The 25842-nt window shown below is 62.1% G+C and carries 23 protein-coding genes and 2 tRNA genes; 5 read left to right on the top strand and 20 right to left on the bottom strand.

All coding sequences use genetic code 11. The features are described from left to right. Positions 1-30 precede the first annotated feature (30 nt). Both ACIPL0_RS25345 and ACIPL0_RS25340 read right to left on the bottom strand, forming a co-directional pair. Positions 31-681, bottom strand: a complete 651-nt coding sequence (locus ACIPL0_RS25345; RefSeq protein ID WP_400600262.1) for an HD domain-containing protein — start codon at positions 679-681, stop codon at positions 31-33. A 94-nt stretch (positions 682-775) separates the two neighbouring features. Next, the gene (locus tag ACIPL0_RS25340) at positions 776-1240 is read right to left on the bottom strand and encodes an Lrp/AsnC family transcriptional regulator (RefSeq protein ID WP_400600264.1); all 465 of its coding nucleotides are present in this window, start codon (positions 1238-1240) and stop codon (positions 776-778) included. A gap of 122 nt (positions 1241-1362) precedes the next feature. Here ACIPL0_RS25340 and mdeB point away from each other — a divergent pair, with 122 nt between their 5' ends. Beyond that, a complete protein-coding gene (mdeB, locus tag ACIPL0_RS25335) occupies positions 1363-4059 on the top strand; it encodes an alpha-ketoglutarate dehydrogenase (RefSeq protein WP_400600266.1) in 2697 nt (898 codons plus the stop codon). A 520-nt stretch (positions 4060-4579) separates the two neighbouring features. On the opposite strand, the gene ACIPL0_RS25330 is transcribed toward mdeB, so the two are convergent. From ACIPL0_RS25330 to ACIPL0_RS25315, 4 genes are read right to left on the bottom strand one after another with little or no spacing between them, the layout of a single operon-like run. Continuing rightward, the gene (locus tag ACIPL0_RS25330) at positions 4580-5467 is read right to left on the bottom strand and encodes a metal ABC transporter substrate-binding protein (protein ID WP_400600268.1); all 888 of its coding nucleotides are present in this window, start codon (positions 5465-5467) and stop codon (positions 4580-4582) included. Positions 5468-5494: 27 nt separating this feature from the next. After that, positions 5495-6364, bottom strand: coding sequence for a metal ABC transporter permease (locus ACIPL0_RS25325; RefSeq protein ID WP_400600270.1), 870 nt, complete (start codon positions 6362-6364; stop codon positions 5495-5497). After that, the gene (aztA, locus tag ACIPL0_RS25320) at positions 6361-7113 is read right to left on the bottom strand and encodes a zinc ABC transporter ATP-binding protein AztA (RefSeq protein WP_400600272.1); all 753 of its coding nucleotides are present in this window, start codon (positions 7111-7113) and stop codon (positions 6361-6363) included. The genes ACIPL0_RS25325 and aztA overlap by 4 nt, the downstream gene beginning before the upstream one ends. Next, entirely contained in the window at positions 7110-7247 is a 138-nt protein-coding gene (locus tag ACIPL0_RS25315) for a hypothetical protein (protein WP_400600274.1), read from the bottom strand. The genes aztA and ACIPL0_RS25315 overlap by 4 nt, the downstream gene beginning before the upstream one ends. Before the next feature lie 182 nt (positions 7248-7429). Here ACIPL0_RS25315 and ACIPL0_RS25310 point away from each other — a divergent pair, with 182 nt between their 5' ends. Further along, positions 7430-8032, top strand: a complete 603-nt coding sequence (locus ACIPL0_RS25310; RefSeq protein ID WP_400600276.1) for a flavin reductase family protein — start codon at positions 7430-7432, stop codon at positions 8030-8032. 244 nt (positions 8033-8276) lie between these two features. Beyond that, positions 8277-9221 carry a LysR family transcriptional regulator gene (locus ACIPL0_RS25305; protein ID WP_400600278.1) on the top strand — a complete coding sequence of 315 codons (945 nt, stop codon included), beginning with the start codon at positions 8277-8279 and terminating at the stop codon, positions 9219-9221. Here the strand turns inward: ACIPL0_RS25305 and ACIPL0_RS25300 are convergent. The 6 genes from ACIPL0_RS25300 to ACIPL0_RS25275 form a co-directional block, all read right to left on the bottom strand. Next, on the bottom strand, positions 9211-10791 hold the full coding sequence (locus ACIPL0_RS25300; protein WP_400600280.1) for an aldehyde dehydrogenase (NADP(+)): 1581 nt from the start codon (positions 10789-10791) through the stop codon (positions 9211-9213). The two genes, ACIPL0_RS25305 and ACIPL0_RS25300, sit on opposite strands and share 11 nt — an antisense overlap. A gap of 11 nt (positions 10792-10802) precedes the next feature. Further along, positions 10803-12461, bottom strand: a complete 1659-nt coding sequence (locus ACIPL0_RS25295; protein WP_400731617.1) for a thiamine pyrophosphate-binding protein — start codon at positions 12459-12461, stop codon at positions 10803-10805. Beyond that, entirely contained in the window at positions 12454-13692 is a 1239-nt protein-coding gene (locus ACIPL0_RS25290; RefSeq protein ID WP_400600284.1) for an MFS transporter, read from the bottom strand. The genes ACIPL0_RS25295 and ACIPL0_RS25290 overlap by 8 nt, the downstream gene beginning before the upstream one ends. Positions 13693-13990: 298 nt before the next feature. Further along, the gene (locus ACIPL0_RS25285; protein ID WP_400600285.1) at positions 13991-14692 is read right to left on the bottom strand and encodes a hypothetical protein; all 702 of its coding nucleotides are present in this window, start codon (positions 14690-14692) and stop codon (positions 13991-13993) included. Positions 14693-14791: 99 nt separating this feature from the next. Next, positions 14792-15160, bottom strand: coding sequence for a glycine zipper domain-containing protein (locus tag ACIPL0_RS25280; RefSeq protein ID WP_400600287.1), 369 nt, complete (start codon positions 15158-15160; stop codon positions 14792-14794). A 129-nt stretch (positions 15161-15289) separates the two neighbouring features. Then, positions 15290-15366: transfer RNA gene (locus tag ACIPL0_RS25275), tRNA-Met, on the bottom strand. Positions 15367-15806: 440 nt separating this feature from the next. Here ACIPL0_RS25275 and ACIPL0_RS25270 point away from each other — a divergent pair. Both ACIPL0_RS25270 and ACIPL0_RS25265 read left to right on the top strand, forming a co-directional pair. After that, on the top strand, positions 15807-17864 hold the full coding sequence (locus ACIPL0_RS25270; protein ID WP_400600289.1) for a methyl-accepting chemotaxis protein: 2058 nt from the start codon (positions 15807-15809) through the stop codon (positions 17862-17864). Positions 17865-18120: 256 nt separating this feature from the next. Further along, positions 18121-18777 carry a class I SAM-dependent methyltransferase gene (locus tag ACIPL0_RS25265; protein ID WP_400600291.1) on the top strand — a complete coding sequence of 219 codons (657 nt, stop codon included), beginning with the start codon at positions 18121-18123 and terminating at the stop codon, positions 18775-18777. A 92-nt stretch (positions 18778-18869) separates the two neighbouring features. Here the strand turns inward: ACIPL0_RS25265 and ychF are convergent, their stop codons facing one another. From ychF to ACIPL0_RS25225, 8 genes are all read right to left on the bottom strand, one after another. Then, positions 18870-19970 (bottom strand): redox-regulated ATPase YchF, encoded by a 1101-nt coding sequence (gene ychF / locus ACIPL0_RS25260; protein WP_400600293.1) that lies wholly within the window; start codon positions 19968-19970, stop codon positions 18870-18872. 21 nt (positions 19971-19991) lie between these two features. Next, positions 19992-20576: an aminoacyl-tRNA hydrolase gene (gene pth, locus ACIPL0_RS25255; RefSeq protein ID WP_400600295.1), complete on the bottom strand. Its 585-nt coding sequence runs from the start codon at positions 20574-20576 to the stop codon at positions 19992-19994. A 75-nt stretch (positions 20577-20651) separates the two neighbouring features. After that, positions 20652-21248 carry a 50S ribosomal protein L25/general stress protein Ctc gene (locus ACIPL0_RS25250; RefSeq protein ID WP_400600296.1) on the bottom strand — a complete coding sequence of 199 codons (597 nt, stop codon included), beginning with the start codon at positions 21246-21248 and terminating at the stop codon, positions 20652-20654. Positions 21249-21384: 136 nt separating this feature from the next. Next, positions 21385-22326, bottom strand: coding sequence for a ribose-phosphate pyrophosphokinase (locus ACIPL0_RS25245; protein ID WP_093462390.1), 942 nt, complete (start codon positions 22324-22326; stop codon positions 21385-21387). A gap of 47 nt (positions 22327-22373) precedes the next feature. After that, positions 22374-22448, bottom strand: a tRNA-Gln gene (locus ACIPL0_RS25240). 36 nt (positions 22449-22484) lie between these two features. Beyond that, a complete protein-coding gene (gene ispE, locus ACIPL0_RS25235; protein ID WP_400600298.1) occupies positions 22485-23336 on the bottom strand; it encodes a 4-(cytidine 5'-diphospho)-2-C-methyl-D-erythritol kinase in 852 nt (283 codons plus the stop codon). Between the two features lie 2 nt (positions 23337-23338). Then, positions 23339-23956, bottom strand: a complete 618-nt coding sequence (gene lolB / locus ACIPL0_RS25230) for a lipoprotein insertase outer membrane protein LolB (protein WP_400600300.1) — start codon at positions 23954-23956, stop codon at positions 23339-23341. Positions 23957-23960: 4 nt separating this feature from the next. Beyond that, the gene (locus ACIPL0_RS25225; RefSeq protein ID WP_400600302.1) at positions 23961-25688 is read right to left on the bottom strand and encodes a tetratricopeptide repeat protein; all 1728 of its coding nucleotides are present in this window, start codon (positions 25686-25688) and stop codon (positions 23961-23963) included. Positions 25689-25842: the final 154 nt, after the last annotated feature.

Genomic DNA, 25842 nt, shown 5'->3' with positions numbered 1-25842 from the left:
GACGAATGGAAGATTTTTTTGACGAACGGGTCAGCCACCAGCCTCTTCCATGAACTCCCGCAGAAAGCGCTCGGCCCGTTCATGCCGGACCTGCGCCATGTGGCGGCCCGTAGCGGTCTGAAAGCCTTCGGCGAGGGTCAGCAGTTTGGTGCGGAAGTGGTCGGCGGCGAAGCGTTTGTCGTCCAGGGCGCGGTGTTGTGCCTGGGGATCGGCTGGGTCGTAGAGGTGGCTGCCCATGCGTCCGGAAACATAGAACAGCCGGGCGACGCCGATCATGCCGAGGGCGTCGAGACGGTCGGCGTCCTGGAGGATTTTCGCTTCCAGGCTGATGGGCAGGATGTTCGCCGAATGGCTGTGAGCCTCGATGGCGTGGGCGACGGCTTCGATGCGTTCTTCGTCCCAGCCCATTTCTGCCAGCAGTTCTCTGGCCTTGGCGGCAGCCAGGCGCGAGGCGCTTGAGCGGAACGGCGAATTCTTTTCCACCGCCACGCAGTCGTGCAGCAGGGTCGCTGCGAACAGCAATTGCGGGTCGCCGCCTTCCTTGTTGCGGATCGCGCAGGCATTGCGCCAGACCCGGTGCAGGTGCGACAGGTCGTGGGAGCCATCCAGTCGTTCGGCCAGCGTGTGCGGGATCAGCCGGTCGGCAAGGTCCTGAAAGGGCGCGAAGCAAAGTGAAGTCATTCAGGATCCTTGCGGTAAAAGGGGACGCTGTTGCACAGCATAGTCAGATTGACCGGTGGAACTGGGCCGGGTTCGCCATTTCATGCCGGCAGCGTCAGGGGCGCAGCGGCAGCGCGGTCTTGTAGCGCACCTGCTTGAGCGACAGGCTGGAGCGGATCTTTTCCACCTCGGGCATCGGCGACAATCGCTCGATGATGACGTGCTCCAGCGCCTGCATGTCGGCCATCACCACGCGCAACAGGTAGTCGGCGTCGCCGGTCATCAGGTAGCACTCCATCACCTCTTCGCACTCGCACACGCGGCGCTCGAAATTCTGCAACGCCTCGCGGCTCTGTTCCTTGAGGCTGATGGAAATGAACACGTTCAGGCGCAACCCCAGGTGCTCGGGGGCGAGCAGGGCGACGTACTCGCGGATGCAGCCGGAGGCTTCCAGTGCCTTGACCCGGGCCAGGCACGGTGAGGGCGAAAGGTGTACCCGTTTCGCCAGTTCGACGTTGGACAGGCTGCTGTCCCGTTGCAGTTCGCGAAGGATTTTCAGGTCAATGCTGTCGAAGTTCATCGTGCTTCAATTCGCCGTTTTTAAAGTTATTCGTGCTGTAGAAGGTTAAATGCGTCGCGCAGATCGGTCATTAAATCTGCGCGACGAAGCATAGACTTTTGCTCATGTAACCGGAGGTGTCCATGAGCCAGTTCGATTCCCGCAATGCCGCCGCACAACTTCATGACGATGACCTGGAAATGACCGAGTGGCAGGAGGCGCTGATGTCGGTGCTGGATCACGCAGGCGCCGAGCGGGCGCGGCAGATCCTCGACCGCCTCGCCGAACTGGCCCGCGATCCGCAGATCGGCTGGCGCCCGGCCCACGGCACGCCGTACATCAACACCATCGGGCTGGCGCAGCAACCGGCGTTTCCCGGCGACCTCGCCATCGAAGAACGACTGGCGTCGCTGATGCGCTGGAACGCGCTGGCGATGGTGGTGCGGGCCAACCAGGCCTACGGTGAGCTGGGCGGCCACATTGCCAGTTACGCCAGCGCCGCCGACCTGTTTGAAGTCGGTTTCAACCATTTCTTCCGCGCTCGCGATGCGGGTCACGGCGGCGATCTGGTGTTCTTCCAGCCGCATTCAGCCCCGGGCATTTATGCGCGGGCGTTTCTTGAAGGGCGCCTGAGCGAGGACGATCTGGCCCACTACCGGCAGGAAATCGGCGCGCTCAAGGCCAATGCCCGTGGCCTGTCGAGTTATCCACACCCGTGGCTGATGTCGGACTTCTGGCAATTCCCGACCGGCTCCATGGGCATCGGCCCGATCAGCTCGATCTACCAGGCGCGCTTCATGCGCTATCTGCAACATCGCGGCTTGCAGGATACGGCGGCGCGGCACGTCTGGGGCGTGTTCGGCGATGGCGAAATGGACGAGCCAGAAAGCATGTCGGCGCTGACCCTGGCGGCGCGTGAAGGCCTCGACAACCTGACCTGGGTGGTCAACTGCAACCTGCAGCGCCTCGACGGCCCGGTGCGCGGCAACGGGCGCATCGTCGACGAGCTGGAGGCGTTGTTCAGCGGTGCGGGCTGGAACGTGATCAAGCTGGTCTGGGGTTCGGACTGGGATCCGCTGTTTGCCCGCGACACCGATGGTTCGCTGGTGCGTGCGTTGTCGCAGACCGTCGACGGCCAGTTTCAGACCTTTGCCGCCAAGGACGGCCATTACAACCGCGAGCATTTCTTTGGCCAGAACGAGGCGCTGCGCAAACTCGCCGAGGGGCTGAGCGACGAGCAGATCGACCGGCTCAAGCGCGGCGGCCATGACCTGGTGAAAATTCACGCGGCCTATCACGCGGCGAAGCAACACACGGGCCGGCCAACGGTGATTCTCGCCCAGACCAAGAAAGGTTTCGGCATGGGTGAAGCCGGGCAGGGCAAGATGACCACGCACCAGCAGAAAAAACTGGACCGCGAAGCGCTGATCAACTTCCGTGACCGTTTCCATTTGCCGCTCAGCGATGAACAGGCCGAGCAGTTGAGCTTCCTCAAGCCCGCTGACGACAGTGCCGAGATGAAATACCTGCGCCAGCGTCGTGAGGCGCTGGGCGGCTCGCTGCCTGCTCGCAGCAACACCGCCACGGCGGTCCCCGTGCCGCCGTTGCAGGGTTACGGTGGTTTCGCCACAGAGGCCGATGGCAAGGAAATGTCGACCACCATGGCCTTCGTGCGCATGCTTGGCGGCCTGCTCAAGGACAAACAGCTCGGTCCGCGTGTGGTGCCGATTGTCGCCGACGAGGCGCGCACGTTCGGCATGGCCAATCTGTTCAAACAGATCGGCATTTATTCCAGCGTCGGCCAGCGCTATGAACCGGAGGACATCGGCTCGATCCTCAGTTATCGCGAGGCCACCAACGGCCAGATTCTTGAGGAAGGCATCAGCGAGGCGGGCGCGATCAGTTCCTGGGTGGCGGCGGCAACGAGTTATTCGGCCCATGGTTTGCGCATGCTGCCGTTCTACATCTACTACTCGATGTTCGGTTTTCAGCGGGTTGGCGATCTGATCTGGGCCGCTGCCGATCAGCGTGCGCGGGGCTTTCTGCTCGGCGCCACGGCCGGGCGTACGACGCTGGGGGGCGAAGGCTTGCAGCATCAGGACGGTTCCAGCCACTTGATGGCGGCCACCGTGCCGAATTGCCGTGCCTACGACCCGGCGTTTGCCGGCGAGGTCGCGGTGATCCTCGACCTCGGCATGCGACGGATGCTGGAACAGGATGTCGACGAGTTCTATTACGTCACCCTGATGAACGAAAACTATGCCCAGCCGTCATTGCCGGCCGGTGCCGAGCAGGGCGTGATTCGCGGTTTGTATCGCTTTGGCGGCCATGCGGTCGAGGGCGGCCAGGGACTGGTGCGGCTGTTGGGCGCCGGGAGCATTCTGCGCGAGGCCATCGCTGCGGCTGAGCTGCTGGCGCAGGATTGGCAGATCGACAGCGAGATCTGGAGCGTGACCAGCTTTACCGAGCTGGCGCGAGAGGCCCGCGAAGTCGAGCGCTGGAACCGGCTGCATCCTCAACAGACGCGGCGGATCAGTCATCTTGAGCAATGCCTGCCGGACGGGGGGCCTGTCATTGCCGCGTCCGACTACGTGCGTGCGCTGCCGCAATTGATCGCGTCCTATGTGGGCAGTGATTACACGGTACTTGGCACCGACGGCTTCGGTCGCAGCGATACCAGAGCGCGCCTGCGCAGCTTCTTTGAGGTTGACCGTTATCACATCGTGCTGGCGGCGGTGACGACGCTGATCGAGCAGGGCAGGGTGCCTGCCGAGGTCGCGGCGCAGGTGATCGAACGGTATGGGATTGAAGTGGACAGCGCAGAGCCGTGGGTGAGCTGATGCCGCGGCATCATGCCCTTTTGTGGGAGCGAATTCATTCGCGATGCGGTGTTTCGGGCAACAAAATCGTGTGAGCCGGGATATTTTTCGCGAATGAATTCGCTCCCACAGGGGATCTCTGTCTCCTGCGCAACCGCGTTGGGGAGGTGGACAGCGCAGAGCCGTGGGTGAGTTGAGGTCGCGGCATCATGCCCTTTTGTGGGAGCGAATTCATTCGCGATGCGGTGTTTCGGGCAACAAAATCGTGTGAGCCGGGATATTTTTCGCGAATGAATTCGCTCCCACAGGATGATTTCTATCTCATGTGCGAGCGCGTGGGTGAGTTGAGACGGGGCGGTGGCAATTGTAGGAGCTGGCTTGTCCTGCGACCGGCTGAGAAGCAGTCGTAAATTCAGGGTACGCGGTGTATCAGTCATACCGCGTTTACCGGGTTTACTGCCGCTTCGCGGCAGGTCGCAGGGCAAGCCAGCTCCTACAGTGGCAAGTGTGCATCCAGCTAAAAAGCGCCTTTGCGGTGGGGTTATTGCCCCTTCATCGCCGCCGTCATCTTGTCGACGTTGTAGCGGAACATCTTCACGTAGCTGCTGGCCGGGCCGTTGGCGGGAGACAGCGATTCCACGTACAACTCGCCGCCCGGGTGCGCGCCGCTGGCCTTGGCGATCTGTTGCACCAGACGCGGGTCACCGGAGTTCTCGAAGAAATAGGCGCTGACGTGTTCCTGTTTGATCTGCGTGATCAGCTTGCCGACATCGGCCGCCGAGGCTTCGGTTTCAGTGGAGAAGCCCAGCGGCGAGAGGAAGGTCACCCCGTAGGCATCACCGAAATAACCGAAGGCGTCATGGGAGGTCAGCACCTTGCGCTGAGCGGCAGGAATGGCGTTTATCTGCGCACGGGCATAGGCGTCCATGTCCTGCAACTGGGCGATGTACTTGTCACCGTTGGCCTTGTAGTCGGCCGCGTTGTCCGGGTCGGCTTTCTGCAGCGCCTTGATGATGTTGCGCACATACACGACGCCGTTCACCGCGCTGTTCCAGGCGTGCGGGTCGGTGATCTTCTCGCCGTCTTCTTCCATGCTGCGGGTCATGATGCCGTTGGACAGCACCACCGGTTCGCTCTTGTAGCCTGATGCCGTGATCAGCCGATCCAGCCAGCCTTCCAGGTGCAGGCCGCTGACGAACACCACGTCGGCTTTCTTCAGCGCCTGGGCGTCATTGGGCGTGGGCTCGTAGACGTGCGGGTCGCCGTTGGGGCCGATCAGCGAGGTGACATGCACATGATCGCCGCCGACGTTGTGCACCATGTCAGCGATGACGGTGAAGGAGGCGACGGTTTCCAGGGTTTTCGCCTGGGCGAAGTTGGCCATACCCGACAACGCCAGCGCGGCGGTCAGAAGCGTCAAACGTTTCATGGTGATTTCCTTGCGGTAAGAGAACGATCAGCCGGACAGGTGAACCCTCGGAAACAGACGGCGCAGAAAACCGCCGCGTCCAAAGAACAGCGAGAACAGGTAGAAGGCGCTGGCGGTCAGCACGATGGCTGGCCCGGATGCAACGCTGGCGTGATACGAGACGATCAGGCCGATGAAACCGGAAAGGGTCGCGACCACCGTGGAGATCACGATCATGCCGGTCAGCGAACTTGACCAGAACCGCGCCACGGTGGCCGGCAGCATCATCATGCCCACCGCCATCAGCGTGCCGAGGGCCTGGAAGCCGGCGACCAGATTGAGCACCACCAGCAGCAGAAACAGCACGTGATACAGCGAGCCGCGCCCGCCCACTGCGCGCAGGAAACCGGGGTCGAAGCATTCCAGGATCAGCGGGCGATAGATCAGCGCCAGCAGGATCAGGGTGAACGAGGCGATGGCGCCGACCATGTAAATCGCCTGATCGTCGATGGCCAGAATGGTGCCGAACAGCACATGCAGCAGGTCGACGTTGGAACCGTGCAGCGACACGATCAGCACGCCGGCCGCCAGTGAAGTCAGGTAGAAACTGGCGAAGCTGGCGTCCTCGCGCAGGGTGGTGAAGCGGCTGACCAGCCCCGACAGCAGCGCCACGGCAAGGCCAGCGATCAGGCCGCCAAAACCCATGGCCGGCAATGACAGACCGGCGAACAGAAAGCCCACCGCCGCGCCGGGCAACACCGCGTGGCTCATGGCGTCACCGACCAGGCTCATGCGACGGAGCATCAGCAGCACACCGACAGGCCCCGAGCCAATGCCCAGCGCCAGACAAGCCACCAGCGCGCGGCGCATGAAGCCGAAATCGACGAAGGGTTGAATCACCAGGCTGTACAGCGTCACAGCGTGACCTCCTCATCGGCGTCGCAGGGTTGGGCGTCGGGGTTCCAGTGCTCGGCCATGTTCTTGGCCCGGCGCAGATTGTCGGCGTGGAGGATCTCGGCGGTGTCACCCCAGGCGATGGTTTCCCGCGCGAGCAGCAGGGTGCTGGGGAAATGCTGGCGCACTTGCTCGATGTCATGCAGCACGGCGATCACGGTGCGACCCTGACCGTGCCAAGTGCGGATCAGCTGCAACAGGTCACGGGTGGTGCGGGCGTCGATGGCGGTGAACGGCTCGTCCAGCAGAATCACCGAGGCGTCCTGCAACAACAGGCGGGCGAACAGCACACGCTGAAACTGCCCGGATGACAGTGAGCTGATGCTGCGCTGCTCGAAACCCTCCAGACCGACCGCCTGCAAGGCCTGCCGCGCCTGTTCGGCGTGCTTGCCGGTGATCCGGCTAAACGCCCCAATGCCGCGCCATGCGCCCATCAGCACGGTGTCGGCGACGCTGAGCGGAAAGCTGCGATCGATCTCGGCGGCTTGCGGCAGGTAGCCGATATGCCGGGTCGCGAGGTTGCCGCGATCGACACGGCCGATGGCCGGTTTCAGGGTGCCGGCGATGGCTTTGATCAAGGTCGATTTACCGGCGCCGTTGGGGCCGACAATCGCGGTCAGGCTGCCGGCGGAGAAGCGTCCGCTGACGTGATGCACGGCGGGACGCCGCTCATAGGTCACGGTCAGGTCATGCAGGTCGATGGCTGCACTCATGGGATCGCCACCGCCCAGGCAATGCCGACCCACAGCAAGGCCAACAGCGCCAGGGACAGCAACACCCGCTTGCCGGCGGACTGAGCGAGGGCGGAAGTCGCGATGTTCGGGGAAAGTCGGGGAGCAGATTTCACAAGGAGCATGCCTGAAATGTTTTGTTATAGTATTACATCACTTTTCAGAGGCAAGAGGGAAGGGTTATTCGTCTGCGGTTCAGCGAGGCGACAGTTTGCGCAGCGAAGGGTTGATCGGCGTTTTCCTGCGGCGGCAAACCCTGTAATTTCCTGAACAGATTTCTTTGCTCAGGACGCCCTCCATGACCGCCATTCACCGCCGCCCGGTTCCTCTCGCCAAATGCTACCGCCTGCTCAACCACGGCCCGACCGTGCTGGTCAGCGCTGCTCACAACGGCCAGCGCAATATCATGGCGGCGGCGTGGGCGATGCCGCTGGATTTCCAGCCGCCGAAAGTCACGGTGGTGCTGGACAAGTCGGTGTGGACGCGACGGTTGCTGGAGGGTTCGGGCACGTTCGTGCTCAACGTGCCAACGGTCAGCCAGGTGGATATCGTCGAAACCGTTGGTTCGACTTCGGGGCTGGAGATTTCCAAAGAACAGGACGTCGACAAATTCAGCGCTTATCAGCTGGCAACTTTCTCTGGCGAACACACCGAAGCGCCGTTGCTGGAAGGCTGCGCGGCGTGGCTGGAATGCCGCCTGCTGCCGGAGCCGCACAACCAGAACCAGTACGACCTGTTCATCGGTGAGGTGATCGCGGCGTATGCCGACGAGCGCGTGTTCTCCGACGGTCGCTGGCATTTCGAAGGCCACGATGAATTGCGCACACTGCACCACGTGGCGGGTGGGCATTTTCTGGTGATCGGTGACAGTGTGGACGGCAAGGTGCTGGGGCGGTCGTAAACCATAAGGTTTTGCGGCGTGCCTGATTCCCGGAACCAACACAAATCCCGTGGGAGGGAGCTCTGCTCGCGAAGGCGTCAGCTCAGACAGTATAGGCGTGGCAGGTTCGACGCTTTCGCGGGCAAGCCCGCTCCCACAGGTCTGTGGTGGTGTGTCGAAATCCGTCAGGTCCCACAAGGTTCTACTGGGTGACCTGTCAGTGGTTTGGTCAGGACTCTACTCATAACAAAGACAAAGGCTTCCCATGAACTCAGACGATCTCGCCCTGTTCGCCCAGGTTGCCAAAAGCGGCAGTATTTCCCGCGCTGCCATGGAGATGGGGGCCGATCAATCGACGGTCAGCCGTCGGGTCGGCCTGCTGGAGGCCGAACTGGGCGTGCGGCTGTTTCATCGCAGTGGGCGCGGGGTGACGCTGACCGAGCGCGGACGGCAGCTACTGGGTTATGCCAACACGCTCAACGACACCCTGATCGAAGCCGAACGGGCGATGCGTGACAGTGCCGAGCAAGGGCCGGCCAAGCTGTGTATCGCCGCGCAGCCGACCATCGCGCGGATTCTGTTCGGCAGTCTGGGCCACGCCCTGAAAGCACGCTACCCATTGACCCAAGTGCACTTTGTCGAAGGTCTGGCTTCAGACATCCTCAATCGCCTCAGTGACGGCGCGGTGGACATCGCGATCCTCTATCTGCCCGAACACCCTGGCGCCTTGCAGTACGACCCGCTGCTCAGCGAAGGCGTGCAACTGATCACGCCGGCCAGTTATCCACTGCTGGGCGATGCCATTGCCGTGCGCGATCTGGGTGACATCCCGCTGATTCTGCCAAGCACCCATCACGGCCTGCGCATGATGGTCGAGTCGCTGGCCAACCGTTACGGTTTCTCCGCCAACATTGCCCTGGAATGCGACGGCTCGATCTCCATCACCAAGCGGTTGGTGCTGGAAAACTGCGGCTGCACGGTGCTGCCGGAGGCGGCGGTGATCGAGGAAGTGAAGGCTGGAAGGCTGAAGAGTTACCGGCTGCAAGACCCGGAAATTCGCCGCACGGTGGCGATGGTCTGGCCGAAGAACCGCGTCACCGCCGACGGTTTGTGGGCGGTGACGCAGATCATCCGGCAACGTGCCGCCGACATGGTCGAGCAGGGCACGTGGCCGGGGGCGACGCTGATTGGCGCGGCGGTCAGTCCTTGACCAGTTCGCCGTCGACCAGACGCCAGGTGTTCAGCGGGTTGGATTTCTGCAAGGCCGGTGGCAACAGCGAATCCGGCACGTTCTGGTAGCACACCGGACGCAGGAAACGGTCGATGGCGGTGGCGCCGACCGAGGTGCTGCGGCTGTCCGATGTGGCCGGGAACGGCCCGCCATGGACCATCGAATAACTCACCTCGACGCCGGTCGGGAAGTCATTGAACAGAATCCGTCCAGCCTTGCGCTCCAGCGTCGGCATCAGGGCCTGGGCAATGGCTTGGTCGCCGTCGTCGAAGTGCAGGGTCACGGTCAACTGACCGTCGAATTTCGCCGCGACTTTCTGCAGATCCGCCGTGTCCTTGCACACCACCAGCAAGGCGCTCGGGCCGAAGTTCTCGTCTTCCAGCGCCGGGTTGGCGAGGAAGGTCGCCGAATCGGTGCGGAAGAATGCCGGCCGTGCCTGGAATGACCCTTCAGGCTCGCGCCCTTCGGCCACCAGCGTCACACCGGCGGCCTTGTGCAGGTTGTTCAGGCCATTGCAGTAGGCGCCGTGAATGTTTGGCGTGAGCATGGTGGTCGGTGTCTTGTCGGCCAGTGCTGCGGCAGCCGCAGAAACGAACGTTTCCAGCGCCTCGCTTTCCAGCGCCAGCAGGATGCCGGGGTTGGTGCAAAACTGGCCGGCACCCAGCACCAGCGAGTCGGCGAAGCCTTTGGCGATGCTGTCGGCGCGGTTGGACAGAGCGGTGGGCAACAGGAACACCGGGTTGATGCTGCTCATCTCGGCATACACCGGAATCGGCACCGGGCGCGCCTGGGCAGCGGCGACCAGCGCCAGACCGCCACGGCGCGAGCCGGTGAAGCCCACCGCCTGGATACGCGGGTGGCTGACCAGCGCCTGGCCAACGCTGATGTCCTTGTCGATCAACAGCGAAAACACGCCTTCCGGCATGCCGGTATCGCGCGCGGCTTTCTGGATGACCCGGCCGACCAGCTCGCTGGTGCCCAGATGCGCCGGGTGCGATTTGACGATCACCGGGCAACCGGCAGCCAGCGCCGAAGCGGTATCACCGCCCGCCACCGAGAACGCCAGCGGGAAGTTGCTGGCGCCGAACACTGCGACCGGACCGACGCCGATGCGCCGTTGACGCAGGTCGGCGCGTGGCAGCGGCTGGCGCTCCGGCAGGGCGTTGTCGACCACCGCGCCATGCCAGCGCCCATCGCGCAGCAGCGTTGCGAACAGCCGCAGCTGGTTGACGGTGCGCAGGCGTTCGCCTTGCAGACGAGCCTGAGGCAGGCCGCTTTCCACATGGACACGCTCGATCAGCGTGTCACCCAGATCGAGCAGGCCCTGGGCGATGGCTTCAAGGAAGCCGGCACGCTGGTCATCGCTCAGTTGCCGGTAGGCGTCGAACGATGCTTCGGCCAGTTCACAGGCAGCATGGACATCGTCTGTCGTGCTGGCGCCGAAGGCCGGTGTCAGCTGCTCGCCGGTGGCGGCCGCGAGGGCGAATACTTCGCCGCCCTGGCCGCGCACGGTACGTTGGCCGATGATCGTTTCACCAAGAATCTGCATTGCTACACCTCTTATTCAAGACGAGCCTGGGGTGTGATCTGCCGTGGATCGACGCGCAACTCGATCAGCGCCGCGACGCCGGATTTCTGCGCACGCTGCAACGCTGCCGGGAAGTCCTCGCTGCGTTCGACCCGCTCGGCATGGGCACCAAAGGATTGGGCGAGGGCGATGAAATCCGGGTTGACCAGCTCGGTGGCCGACACTCGTCCCGGGTATTCACGCTCCTGATGCATGCGAATGGTCGCAAGCATGCCGTTGTTGACCACGATGACCACGATCGGCGCGTTGAACTGCATCGCCGTGGCCAGCTCCTGAGGGTACATCATGAAACAGCCGTCGCCAGCAAAGCAGATCACGTTTCGTTGCGGATCGTGCAGTTTGGCCGCGATGGCCGCCGGCAGACCGTAACCCATGGCACCGTTGGTAGGCGCCAGCTCGGTGGCCGGTCGACGGTAGCGATAGAAGCGGTGGACCCAGACCGTGTAGTTGCCGGCGCCGTTGGTGATCACGGCGTCGTCAGGCAGCACTTCGTTCAGGTGCGCGACCACCGAGCCCATATCGACGCCGACCAGTTGCGGATGCGGCAGCGGCGGCGTGGAGTGCTCCAGATAGTCGGCGCGGGCGGCGTCGGTCCAGCCCTTCCAGGCGCTGCTGTCGACCGGTGCCAGCGCTGCGGCAGCGTGGGCGAAGCTGGCCAGCGACGACAGGATCGGCAGGCGTGCGTTGTACACGCGGCCCAGTTCCTGTGGATCGGGATGGACGTGAACCAGAGGCTGCTTCGGCGTCGGGCTTTCGATCAGCGCGTAGCTTTGCGACACGGTTTCGCTGAGGCGTGAGCCGATGACCAGCAACAGGTCGCTGTTCTTCACCCGCTCCAACAGCTTGGGCGAGGTGCCCAGGCCCAGTTGGCCGACGTAATGCGGGTCGCGGTTGTCGAACAGGTCCTGACGACGGAACGACGCGGCCACCGGCAGATGGTTGGCGTGGACGAAGCGTTGCAGCGCCTGGGTGGCTTCGAGGTCCCAGCCGGTGCCGCCGACGATCACCAGCGGCTGTTTGGCCGCTGCGAGCAGCTCGCGCATCTCATTGAGAGCGGCAGCGTCCGGTGCGGCGCGGGTGATGCGCACGGGGGCTGCGTCTTGCACGTCGGCCGAACCGAACAACACTTCCTCCGGCAAGGCCACCACCACCGGGCCGGGCCGGCCGGCCATCGCGATGATGAACGCCTTGCTGACGATTTCCGGGATGCGTTCGATGCTGTCGATCTCGGTCGCCCATTTCGCCAGGCCACCGAACATCTGCACGTAATCGACTTCCTGGAACGCCTCGCGGCCCTTGAAGGCGCTTTCAATCTGGCCGACGAAGAGAATCATCGGCGTCGAATCCTGTTTGGCGGTGTGTACGCCGTTGCTGGCGTGGGTCGCGCCGGGGCCACGGGTGACGAAGCAGATGCCGGGGCGGCCGGTCAGCTTGCCGTAGGCGTCGGCCATGTTCGACGCGGCGCCTTCGTGGCGGGTGACGATGGTGCGAATCGACGGTGTGTCGTGCAGCGCATCGAGCACCGGCAGGTAGCTTTCACCGGGCACGCAGTAAAGGGTGTCGACGGCATTGCGGATCAGCGCTTCGACGAGAATCTGGCCGCCATTACGCGGTTGCTTGGAATCAGACATGGATTTCGAGTTCCTTGTTACGGGTTTCCGGCAGAACGAGAGCGACGAGGAACACCAGCACGTATGAGCAGGCCGCCCACACGCCGATGGACGCCGCCAGACCGAATGACGCGCTGGTCAGGCCGACACCGGCCGGCACCAGAGCGCCGATACCGCGACCGAAATTGTAGGAAAAACCACCCGCTGTGCCGCGAATCTGCGCCGGGAACAGCTCGGTGAAACAGGCGCCCATGCCCGAGACGATCCCGGACTGGAACAGGCCCAGCGGAAAGCCCAGCAACAGCAGACTCCACATCGGCAGGTGTAACTGGGTGTAGACCAGAACCGTGAGGGTTGCACCGGCGGCGGACAGGGCGAAGGTCTTGCGCCGGCCCAGGTAGTCGCTGAGGTAGGCCATGCCGACGTAGCCGCAGAACGAGCCGAAGATGTTCACCGCCAGGTACAGCGTGGTCATGCTCACGGTCAGGCCCTGGGTTTCTCGCAGGTACGTCACCAGCCAGGTGAGGATGGTGTAGTTGCCGCCCAGAGCGCCTGCGGCCATCAACGAAGCCATGGCGGTCAGCGGGAACACGCGGGGTGAAAAGATCAGCGCAAAGTTGGTCCACAGCGAGGTTTTCTCGCGGTAGTGGGCAGCGGCTTCGAAGGCTTCCGATTCCGCGATATTGCGGCGCATCCACAGCACCAGAAAGCCCGGCAGCAGACCGATCAGAAACAGCACGCGCCAGGCGGTGTGGTCCGGCAGCAGGTTGAAGGTGACCCAGTAAGCCAGCGCCGCCAGCGCGTAGCCCACTGGCCAGCCCGCCTGCACCGAACCCACGGCGCGACCGCGAATGCGCTTGTCGACCACCTCGCCGATCAGCACCGCACCGGCCGCCCACTCGCCGCCGAAACCCAGGCCCTGCAGGCTGCGGGTCAGCAGCAGTTGATGAAAGGAATCGGTGAAGGCCGAAAGGCCGGTGAACAGGGAGAACCACAGAATCGCCAGTTTCAGCACCTTGACCCGACCGATACGGTCAGCCAGCAGGCCGGCCAGCACACCGCCGATGGCCGAGGCGATCAGTGCCGAGGTGCCGATCACGCCGGCTTCGGCCTTGCTCATGCCCCAGACCGCGAGCAGGGTGGGAATGACGAAAGCGAACAACTGGACATCCATCGCGTCCAGTGCCCATCCCATGAAACACGCCCAGAACGTTCGCTTCTGGCTGGGCGCCATACTGCCGTACCACGACATAGCAACTCCATCGCGCTGCTGCGCTGTTGTTTTTGGAATCTGGATAGATGACCGAGCGCTGCGAGAGCAGGCGGTTACATCGTGGCGACGAGTATGCGAGGCCGTAGGGGCAGGGCGAATAGCGTGGGGTGCATAGCTGGTATGCGTGGGATGGGCAGTACGTTCAGACGGGGAAAACGCAGGGTTTTGTGTAGGAGCCGGCTTGCTGGCGAACCGGTTCGATCAGTCGACAAACAAGTGTCTGGTCTGTCGCATTCGCCAGCAAGCCGGCTCCTACAGTTGGGCGTGTAACAGCGAATTACTGCTGCGTGACGCTGAACCCTTCAAATGCAGTCTGCTGCTGGATCGCGGTCACGATGTTCTTGCGCGTGGCCGGTTGTTCGTTGCCGTCCTTGTCCATGAACACTTCGCTTTGCAACTCCGCCTCGTCACCTTCACCGACAAACACGAAGCCGAGGAACTCGTACGCCTGGCGGTCGACGTTGGCCTTGGAGCGCGGAGTGCGCAGGGGCAGGGTGACGCTGACGTCGTCCTTGCTGATGACGAACACTTCGGCGTCTTTCTTCGCCCGTGCGGCCTTGCTCTTGCCGCCGCTCGGGTTGCTCACGGCCTGGTGAGTCTGGTTGAGGATTTTCAGGGCCAGGCCATAGACCAGTTCCTGGAAGCTCGGGTCGTCCTTGTAGCTGGAAAGAATCCGGCTGATCGGGAATTTGGTGCTCAGGTCAGCCAGCGCGGCCATGTCGGCGGCTTCGGCATCCTTGAGCTGCTTGAGCTGGCCCATCAACTCGTAAGCATGGTCATCGTCGAAGCGGTCATGTGCCTGACGGATGGCTGCACGAAGTTCACGAATCTGTTCGCTTTCTTTGGCGCCCTGGAAGGCATCCAGCACCATCTCGCTGATGGCCTTGGCCTGTGGCACATGTTGGGAAAGGTTGATGGCGTCTTCGTAGGCCTGCCGGGAGGAAAGGGCAGGAGCAGCATCGGTAGAGAAATCAGACATTGAGCATCCATTACTTCGTGAATCGGGATTTTTGTAGACGAAAAACCCGGCGCTGGGCCGGGCTTCGAGATCCTACTGACCTATGTCGCAGGACAGGGTTCAGTCGTGCTTGTGCTTCTTGCCAGACTTGTTGCCCAGCGCACCGCCAGCTGCGGCACCCAGGCCGGCGCCGATGGTCGAACCGGTGCTGCCGCCCAGCTTGTTGCCGATCAGCGAGCCGGCTGCGCCGCCCAGGCCACCGCCAACGGCAGCGCGGGTCTTGTTGCCTTTGCTGGCGCCGATCGCGCCACCGGCTGCGCCGGCTACGCCAGCGCCGACTGCTGCGCCGGTGCTGCCACCCATCTGCTGACCAAGGACGTTACCCAGCGCGCCGCCCAGACCGCCGCCGACCGCGCTGCCAGTGGTGTCGGCCATTGCGCCTTGAGTGACCAGAAGACCCAGAACCAGTGCAGGAAGTGTGAATCGCATGAACTCGACCTCAAAAAAATAAGGACAGCGTTGTGACGTGATGTCGTGAGTGAACGCAGCAATCTGCCATCAAAAACCTGACGGCCAGAAACAACAAAGCCCGCACAAGGCGGGCTTTGTTGAGGTACTTGGTGGCTACACAGGGACTTGAACCCCGGACCCCAGCATTATGAATGCTATGCTCTAACCAACTGAGCTATGTAGCCAAGTGGCGCGCATTATTCCCCTGGATCGAAGATGTGTCAAGCATCTCTTTGAAAATTTTCTGCGTGTGATCAATCGCTTAGGTTTTTCCCGGGGCGAGCGCCCGACGAAACGTTCCCGCCGTCACCGCCGTGACAACTTTGTCGCAGACCTTGAGTGGTTTTGCCCCACTTCAGTGCGTTCTGCGTGCACCTCTTTCTTTCCCGTGCCCTGTTTAGTGGCTTGGTGCCAGCGGTCCGCTTCTTGCTTGGGCCATTGCCAGACGTGTTGCCCTTCCGGGGCCATACCGCGAAATGGACGGGATGCCGCGCATCTGCGCCACAGTGGACGGGCGGCTATCGTTTTCGAAACAAAGACATGGCATTTTGCCGGTAACAAGATGAGGCGACATCCGCCGTGGTCACAAGCTGCGGTGGCGGGTTGTCCAGAGGAGTAGTCGGGCATGCAAAGTCTTTTGTCGCCGGGAATCCGCCTGTTGGGGCGTTTCGGCTTCGCGCGCAAGTTTCAGGTGCTTTTCTTTCTGTTCATTCTGCCGCTCGCCGGTAGCCTGTGGATGATCGGGCAGGACTATCGCAGCAAGCTGGCGGTGATCTCTGCCGAGCAGTCAGGCGTCAGGCAATTGCTGGCACTGGATGCGCTGGATGCGCAACTGACGGCCCAGCGTAACCGCGCTTCGCGCTGGAAGGCGGCCGATATCCTCCACGACCCTACGCCGGCGGCAAAAGCGGCCATGGGCGCGCTCGACAGTGCCGCGCCGCAGTTGAACCAGACCCTGTCCGCGCTGGGCGACGAGCTCAAGACGCGCAATGCCAGCGCCGACACGCTGGCGCGTTTCCAGACCCTGCAAGCCGCGGTCACCGGCATGGATTCGGCGTCGCTGCGCACCGTGGGCTGGTGGCCCGATGGCTATGACCGTTTCACCTCGGCGCTGACTGCCCTGCAAAGCCTGCGTGAGCAGATCGCCATGGACAGCGGCCTGATCCTCGACCCATGGCTGGAAACCTACTTGCTGATGCAAGTCGCCACCCAGCAGACGCCGGACCTTCTCGAACGTGTCGGACGCATGGCCAGTATCGGCCAGTCGTCGGTGGCTTCCGGGCAGTTTTCTCTGCAAAGCCGCCTGCAGATGCGCGACCTGCGCAGCCGCATCGGCGATGCTCGCGATCAACTGGTCAAGGCAGTGGCGTCGCTGAAGGCCAAGGCCTATCCCGGCATGGAAACCTGGAGCCGACAGTACGAAGACAGCCTGCAGCGCCTGGACAGTGAGCTGAAGGTGCTGGATGACGGCGTCTTCGGCGGCACCATCAAACTCGACACCGCCGCTTTCGAGCGCAGCGTCGACGCCATGCTCGACAGTCTCGCGGCGTTGCGTAACCAGTCGCTGACCTCGCTGGACAATCGTCTGGACTATTACAACGAGCAGGCGATCACGCGTTTCGTGCCGGTGGCGGCCACATTCAGCATTCTGGCGCTGGCTGCGCTGTATCTGTTCATGTGCCTGCAAGCCTCGATCCGTCGTAGCGCCCAAGGCATCACCACCCTGGCCGAGTCGCTGCGTGACGGCAACTTGTGCGTCGAAGTGGCCGTAGACGGCCGTGACGAACTGGCTGCGATCAGCAAGGCGCTCAACGTGGCGGTGGTTCAATTGCGGGCGAGCCTGTTGGGCGTCAATCACGAAACCCAGCAGCTTGGCTCGGCGGTGCAGACCCTCAATTCGCAGTCCGGCAGCACCCTCAACGAAGTCGAGGATCAACAGCAGCAAATCAGCCAGATCGCCGCAGCGGCCACGCAACTGGCGGCCACTTCCATGGGTGTGGCGAAGAGCTGCGAAGACGCTTCCGGCAGCGCGCAACAGACCCGTCGTATCGCCGAGGACAGCAGCCGCGACAGTCAGCGCACCACGGCGAGCATTCAACAACTCAACCTCAAGCTCAGCGACACCGCCAATGCGCTGGGACGCGTCAGTGAGCAGGGGCAGCAGATCCAGTCGGTGGTCGACACCATTCGCGGCATCGCCGAACAGACCAACTTGCTGGCGCTGAACGCGGCGATCGAGGCCGCGCGGGCGGGCGAGCAGGGCCGTGGTTTTGCCGTGGTCGCTGACGAAGTGCGCAGCCTGTCGCAACGTACTCAGGCGTCGACCGCACAGATCGCCGGCACCGTGGACAGCCTGCGCACGACGGTCAGCCAAGCCGTGAGCCTGATGGAAGCCGCCTGCGGCCAGGCAGTCACCGATGCGCAGTCGGTGACCGGCCTGGGTCAGCGTCTGGGCGAGATTGCCGGTGCCGTACAACGGGTCACCGACACCCTGGCGCAGATTGCGACTGCGGTAGAGGAACAGGCTGCGACCGCCGACGAAGTCAGTGGCAATATCCAGCAGGTCGATCAGGCCGCGGGTCGTCTGCTCGATGGTGCGCGCGCGGTGAATCGTGCCGCGGATACGCTGAGCAAGGGCAGCCGGGCACTCAGTGACAACACGGCGCGGTTCAATCTGGGGTGATGACTGGCGCACGCACATCTGCAGGAGCGTGGCTTGTCCCGCGACCGGCGGGGAACCCGTCGTAAAACCATGCGCACTGGCATTACCTGACACACCGTGTGCACGGGTTTTACGACTGCTGCGCAGCCGGTCGCGGGACAAGCCACGCTCCTACAGTTCAGGGTGCTGTTTGCTCTTATACCTTGATACAGGTTGCCCGGCGAAACAGAGGCAACGTATAACCATGGGTCGTTTTCCCTCTGTCTAGAGCGTTCCCATGACCGATAGCAGTGCCGCCGGTGCGGCGGTTTATTCTCCTTTGACCCTGGCCTTGTACGACGCTTGGGTGCTGGGCATCTCCAACCGCTTCGCCTGGCAGTGTCGGACCGACGAAGTCCTGCTGCCGTTCTTTCGCGCCAATGTACGCAGCCGGCACCTCGATATCGGCGTCGGCACCGGCTATTACCTGGCCAAGGCGCAGCTGCCGCAGGACACTCAGGTCACATTGCTCGACCTCAATCCCAGCAGCCTTGCTGCCGCGAAACGCCGCATCGGCCGCGCCAATACCCGGACGATCCAGCACGATGTGTTCAAGCCGCTGAGCAGCGAAGAACGCTTCGACTCCATCTCGATGTTCTACCTGTTGCACTGCCTGCCAGGCCCGCTGGACGCCAAGGCCGCGATCTTCGCCAACCTCAAACACAACCTTCAGCCCGGCGGCGTGCTGTTCGGCGCCACCATCCTCGGCGATGACGTCGGCCACAACGGCTTCGGCCGCAAGCTGATGGAGGTCTACAACAAGAAAGGCATTTTCGGTAATCGCGACGACAACCAGCTCGGCTTCGAAGGCCACCTGCGCGAGCACTTCCGCGACGTGACGGTGAAGCGGGAGGGCAAGGTGCTGTTGTTCAAGGCGGCGCAGCCGCAGCTGTAAGCGCAGACGCCATAACGCAAAACCCCCGCATCACCAGGTGAGTGCGGGGGCTTTGTGGGTATCAGCTGCCGTGAAAATCACGGCAATCCTGATCAGACGTTGAAGCGGAAGTGCAGCACGTCACCGTCCTTGACGATGTAGTCCTTGCCTTCCAGACGCCATTTGCCAGCTTCCTTGGCACCGGCTTCGCCCTTGTACTGGATGAAGTCGTTGTAGGCGACGCACTCGGCGCGGATGAAGCCTTTTTCGAAGTCGGTGTGGATCACGCCAGCGGCTTGTGGTGCGGTGGCACCGACACGGACGGTCCAGGCGCGGACTTCTTCGACACCTGCGGTGAAGTAGGTCTGCAGGTTGAGCATTTCGTAGCCGGCGCGGATCACGCGGTTCAGGCCTGGCTCTTCGAGGCCCAGGGCTTCGAGGAACATGTCTTTCTCTTCACCGTCGTCGAGCTCGGCGATTTCCGCTTCGATCTTGTTGCACACCGGCACCACGACCGCGCCTTCTTCTTCGGCGATGGCTTTGACCACGTCCAGGTGCGGGTTGTTGTCGAAGCCGTCTTCGGCGACGTTGGCGATGTACATGACCGGTTTGGTGGTCAGCAGGTGGAAGCCCTTGATCACGGCTTTCTCATCGGCACCCATGGTCTTCATCAGGCTGCGCGCAGGCTTGCCTTCGGTGAAGTGGGCGATGAGTTTTTCCAGCAGGCCTTTCTGGACCACGGCTTCCTTGTCGCCGCCCTTGGCGTTGCGCGCGACCTTCTGCAGTTGCTTCTCGCAGCTGTCGAGGTCGGCGAAGATCAGTTCCAGGTCGATGATCTCGATGTCGCGTTTCGGGTCGACGCTGTTGGAGACGTGAATCACGTTCTCGTCTTCGAAGCAGCGGACCACGTGAGCGATGGCGTCGGTCTCGCGGATGTTGGCGAGGAACTTGTTGCCCAGGCCTTCACCCTTGGACGCGCCCGCCACCAGGCCGGCGATGTCGACGAACTCCATGGTGGTCGGCAGGATGCGCTTGGGATTGACGATTTCCGCCAGTGCGTTCAGGCGTGCATCGGGCATGGCCACGATGCCGCTGTTCGGCTCGATGGTGCAGAAGGGAAAGTTTTCCGCCGCGATACCGGATTTGGTCAGGGCGTTGAACAGGGTGGACTTGCCGACGTTGGGCAGGCCGACGATGCCGCAATTGAATCCCATGGTGTTTCCCCTCGAGTGATGTCAGGCCTTCTGGCTGTGCAGAACGCGCATCGCCTTGGCGAAGTCGCCGGCGAGGACATCCGGCAGCACGCCGAGGGCAAAGTCGATGCTGGCGTCCAGCTTCTCCTGTTCGGCGCGTGGCGCACGACCCAGAACGAAGTTGGAAACCAATTTGGCGTCGCCCGGGTGGCCAATGCCCAACCGCAGACGATGGAAGCCGTTCTGGTTGCCGAGCTGCGCGATGATGTCGCGCAGACCGTTGTGCCCACCGTGTCCGCCACCCAGTTTGAGTTTGGCGACACCCGGCGGCAGGTCGAGTTCGTCATGGGCCACCAGAATGGCCGCAGGAGGAATCCGGAAGAAACCGGCCAATGCCGCGACGGACTGGCCGCTGCGGTTCATGTAGGTGGTCGGAATCAGCAGACGAACGTCCTGGCCCTGATGGCTGAATTTAGCCGTCAGGCCGAAATACTTGCGGTCAGCAGTCAGATTGACCCGCTGTGCGCTGGCAATGCGTTCAACGAAAAGAGCCCCTGCGTTATGCCGGGTCTGTTCGTATTCGGGGCCGGGGTTTCCCAGGCCGACGATCAGTTGGATGGCGGTCACGTCAGGGGCTCTTCCTTGGGTCGAGGGTGACGAAGCAGGGCTCCGTCACCGGTTCAACCGGCGTGCGAGTAAAGATTACTCGGCAGCGCCTTCTTCAGCTTCTGGAGCAACGCGTGGAGCGTGAACGTTGGCAACAGCCTTGTCGTCGCCGTGAGCCAGAGCCACGAACTCAACGCCTTTCGGAGCTTTCAGGTCCGACAGGTGGATGATGGTGCCGACTTCGGCGTTGGCCAGGTCAACTTCGATGAACTCAGGCAGGTCTTTGGCTTCGCAGGAAACTTCGATTTCGTTCTCTACGTGAGAGATCTCGCCGCCTTTCTTGACCGGAGCTTCTTCGTTGATGAAGTGAACCGGTACTTTGGCGGTCAGTTTCTGGCCGGCAACAACGCGAACGAAGTCAGCGTGCATGATGAACTGCTTGGCCGGGTGGCGCTGCATGGCCTTGACGATGACGTTTTGCTTTTTGCCGTCAACGTTCAGTTCGATAACGTGGCTGAAAGCCGCTTCGTTTTCGAACAGTTTGGCGATTTCCTTGGCCACGATGGTCAGGGATTCGGCAGCTTTGCCACCACCGTAAACCACGGCAGGGATGCTGGCGGAGTGACGCAGGCGGCGGCTCGCACCTTTCCCCAGGTCAGTACGCGCTTGGGCGTTCAGGATGAAATCAGTCATTTTGTATCTCCAAATTGGCCGCCTGCCTGACGCTTGCGACCGGCGTCAAAGCAGGGTGGGCAAAAAAGCCCCGCCCCAACGGAAGTGTTGGGGCGGGGCGCTTTTCGTCAACGGATGATTCGAAAGGGCAGCGCCCTTAGCGGAACATCGCGCTGATCGATTCTTCGTTGCTGATGCGGCGAACCGCTTCTGCAACAACCGGTGCGATATCCAGTTGACGGATACGGTCACAGGCTTGTGCTGCGGCAGACAACGGGATGGTGTTGGTCACCACCAGTTCGTCGAGCACGGAGTTCTCGATGTTCTCGATCGCACGACCGGACAGAACAGGGTGGGTGCAGTAGGCGAAAACCTTGGCAGCACCGTGCTCTTTCAGGGCCTTGGCCGCGTGGCACAGGGTGCCGGCGGTATCGACCATGTCGTCGACCAGAATGCAGGTACGACCTTCGACGTCACCGATGATGTGCATCACTTCAGAGTGATTGGCCTTCTCACGGCGTTTGTCGATGATCCCGAGATCGACACCCAGGGACTTGGCAACGGCACGTGCACGCACGACGCCACCGATGTCCGGGGAAACGATCATCAGGTTTTCGAAACGCTGGTCTTCGATATCGTCCACCAGAACTGGGGAGCCGTAGATGTTATCTACCGGAATATCGAAGAAACCCTGAATCTGGTCGGCGTGCAGGTCAACGGTCAGCACACGGTCGATGCCGACAACAGTCAGCATGTCCGCAACGACCTTGGCGCTGATTGCCACACGTGCGGAACGCGGACGGCGATCCTGACGGGCATAACCAAAGTAGGGGATAACAGCAGTGATACGAGTAGCCGAGGAACGACGGAAGGCATCAGCCATCACGACGAGTTCCATCAGGTTGTCGTTGGTCGGAGCGCAGGTCGGCTGAATAATGAAGACGTCTTTACCGCGAACGTTTTCATTGATCTCGGCAGTGATTTCGCCGTCGGAGAACTTACCGACAGAAATGTCACCGAGAGGGATATGCAGCTGACGTACGACACGCCGAGCCAGATCGGGGTTAGCGTTCCCCGTGAAGACCATCATCTTGGACACGCGCAGTACCTGGAGGATTAGGGTATGCCTGGATGGCTATAGGAAAATGGCAGGGGCGGCTGGATTCGAACCAACGCATGGCAGGATCAAAACCTGCTGCCTTACCGCTTGGCGACGCCCCTGTATCTGTTGCAACGAATGCCTGGCATTCGGTTCTCTTAGAGCAGTGTCTGTAACTTCCGGTGCAACATCGAGATGTTGCTGCCTTTTGCCACAAACCCTGTAAGGGTCTCTGTAAGAAGGGCCGAGACTTTATCAGCTTCAGCTTTGTTTGGGAAGGCCCCAAACACACAACTTCCAGTTCCGGTTAGTTTTGCTTCGGTAAAATTACCTAACAAATTCAAAGCGTTAAGAACATCTGGATAACGCCTTGTCACCACCGGTAAGCAGTCATTTCTGCTGTTTCCCTTGGGAACGGGGCGCACTTTAATGGGAGGTGAGTCGCGTGTCAACAGTGGATCTGAAAAAATTTCTGCTGTACTTACAGAGACTTGCGGAACAAGTACCAGATACCACGGTTCTTCGGGGTCTACAGGGGTGAGGATTTCGCCGACGCCCTCGGCAAAAGCCGCGTGTCCACGTACGAAAACCGGCACGTCAGCCCCGAGCTTGAGCCCCAGCGCGGCGAGACGATCTTCGTCCCAGCCCAGTTGCCAGAGGTGATTCAGACCCAGCAGGGTGGTCGCGGCATCGGAACTGCCGCCGCCGATACCGCCGCCCATGGGCAGAACCTTTTTCAGCCAGATGTCCGCACCGAGGGAACAACCGGATTGTTCTTTCAATGCGCGTGCGGCCCGGACAATCAGATTGCTGTCGTGGGGCACGTTGGCAATTTCCGTTTGCAGGCGCACTTCGCCGTCGTCGCGCAGGGCGAAACTCAGCTCATCGCCGTAATCGAGAAACTGAAAGATCGTCTGCAGCTCGTGGTAGCCGTCAGGACGGCGACCGGTGATGTGCAGCATCAGATTGAGTTTGGCGGGTGCGGGCAGGGTCAACAGTGGCTGGGACATGTTCATTGCCCCAGCTTGCGCGGTTGCCAGTCCTTGATGACCAGCGTGACGTCCAGATCCTGGCCGTGCAGTTTCATCCGCTCCGGCAGCCAGTAGCCGTTCTGTTGGGTGTAGCTCAGGTATTCGATCTGCCAGTCATCCTGCTCCAGAGCGGCCAGACGACTGTCGCCGTCCAGCGTCAGCTTGCTCTTGCTGTCGGGGGCAGGGAGGCCGCGGACCCACCAGACCAGATTGGACACCGGCAGTCGCCAGCCAAGCTGATCCTTGAGCAGGCTTTCCGGATCCTGCGCGTCGTAGCGACCCTGGTTGGCGACTTCCAGCGACACCGCGCCAGGGCGGCCGGTCAGGCGTGCCGCGCCGCGACCGAGCGGGCCGGACAGGCGGATGTCGTAGTAATCCTGGCGTTGCAGCCAGAACAGCGTGCCGCTGCCGGAGTCCTTGGGTGCGCGGATCCCGACCTTGCCGTTGATTTGCCAGCCGTCGAGGCTGCTGAGCTGTTCTTTGTTGACTCGCCATTGGCTGGCGTTGCCCTGGCCTTGCACGGCTTCACGGGTGGTGAGGCCGGTACAGCCGGCGAGCAGGGCGATCAGGCCGAATACGGCGATGTGGCGCAATAACATAACGTCAAAGGGTCTCGGAGCCGGTCAGGCGTTTGAGGGTGCTGCGCAGGACCGGGCTGTCAGGTTGCTGTTCAAGTGCTTTGCCCCAGATCTTGCGGGCTTCGCGTTGTTGCCCCTTGGCCCAGAGCACTTCGCCCAGGTGAGCGGCAACTTCGTGGTCCGGGTAACGCTCCAGGGCTTCGCGCAGCAGGCGCTCGGCTTCATCCAGATTGCCCAGGCGATAATTGACCCAGCCGAGGCTGTCGAGCACCGCCGGATCGTCCGGGTTGAGCTGATGCGCGCGTTCGATCAGTTCCTTGGCTTCGGCGTAACGCGTGGTGCGGTCGGACAGGGTGTAGCCGAGGGCGTTCAGGGCCATGGCATTATCCGGTTCGCGTTTGAGAATGGCGCGCAGGTCTGTTTCCATCTGTTTCAGATCGTCGCGTTTCTCCGCCAGCATCGCACGGGTGTACAGCAGATTCAGATCGTCCGGATACAGCTTCAGCGCCTGGCCCAAGACCTGCCAGCCGCGCTCGCTCTGGTTGTTGTTGGTCAGGGTTTCGGCTTCGATCAGGTACAGCTGAATCGCGTAATCCGGCTGATCGGCACGGGCCTGAGCCAGACGTTTCGAGGCTTCGGCGGTGTTGCCGTTGCTCATCAGAATGTCGGCCTGACGCAGTTGTGCCGGCAGGTAGTCGTTGCCCGGCCCGACCTGGGCGTACTCGGTGAGCGCAGCCTGCGGGTCGTTGCGTTCTTCATGGATGCGACCCAGGTTCACATGGGCCGAATCGACATGACTGCCACGGGCGACGAGGTCTTCCAGATAGCCCTGTGCTTCGTCCCAGGCCTTGTTTTCCAGGCAGACCAGCGCCAGCGAATAACGCAATTCGTCATCGTCCGGGTACTGCTGAACCAGGCTGGAGAACTGCACCTTGGCGTCCTCCATGCGGTTCTGCTCCACCAGCATGCGCGCGTAGGTCAGGCGCAGACGTTTGTCGTCCGGGTATTTCTTGATGCTTTTTTCCAGCAGCGGCAACGCTTCCTTGCCGCGGTTCATGCTTTGCAGCAGGCGTGCGCGCAACAGGATCGGTGCCACTTCGCCTTCGCCCGGCGGGTTGTCTTCGAGCAGTTTCAGCGACGCGGTGTTGTCGCCTTCCTGTTGCAGCAGCAGGGCCTTGCCGAAGATCAACTGGCCGTTTTTCGGGTATTTCGCCAGCAGGCGATCGAAGCTGGCGAGCAGGCCCTTGCGGGTGCTGGAGTCGGTTTCCGCCGCCGACAGGGCGAGGAAGTCGAAATGGGTGTCGCCCTGGCCTTGCAGGACTTTTTCCATATAACGCATGGAATCGTCGTAGCGACCGGCGCGGGCCAGCTGGATGGCGGCCGCCCGTTGTGCTTCGAGGTTGTCCGGGTCGTTGCGGGCCCAGATCATCGAAGTGTCCAGCGCGGCCTGATCGGCGCCCAGGTATTCGGCGATGCGGAACGCGCGCTCGGAAATCCCCGGGTCCTGAGTCTGGATCGCCTGGGTCACGTAGTTGTCCAGCGCGATGTCGAACCGGTTGCGCTGCCCGGCAAGCTCGGCGGTCAGCAGGCTGACCACGGTTTCCCGGGTGAACGATCCGTAGACCTGCGGTTTGGGCGCAGGCGCGGGTGTCGCTTCTTTCGCCGGAGCGGCAGGCTCCGTGGAAACAGGGGCCGTAGACTGGCAGCCACCTAGGACGACAAGGGCAAGGAACAACGCGGAGGATTTATTCATATAGAAGAAAGGCGGCTTACCTGCGGTTTGGAAGCATCATGACACAAGGCCGGGTGCAAACCCACAGCCCGGGTGAAAACTGCAAACCCGTCAACCACGGCCCGCTCATGGACAATTTGTCGCAGGTGCAGGGCGGTGAAGCGGATCTCTATAG

This window comes from Pseudomonas sp. NPDC090208, assembly GCF_044746785.1.
Taxonomy (GTDB): domain Bacteria; phylum Pseudomonadota; class Gammaproteobacteria; order Pseudomonadales; family Pseudomonadaceae; genus Aquipseudomonas.
The sequence above is the reverse complement of the archived record's forward strand: the minus strand, read 5'-3'. Positions and strand labels throughout refer to the sequence as shown.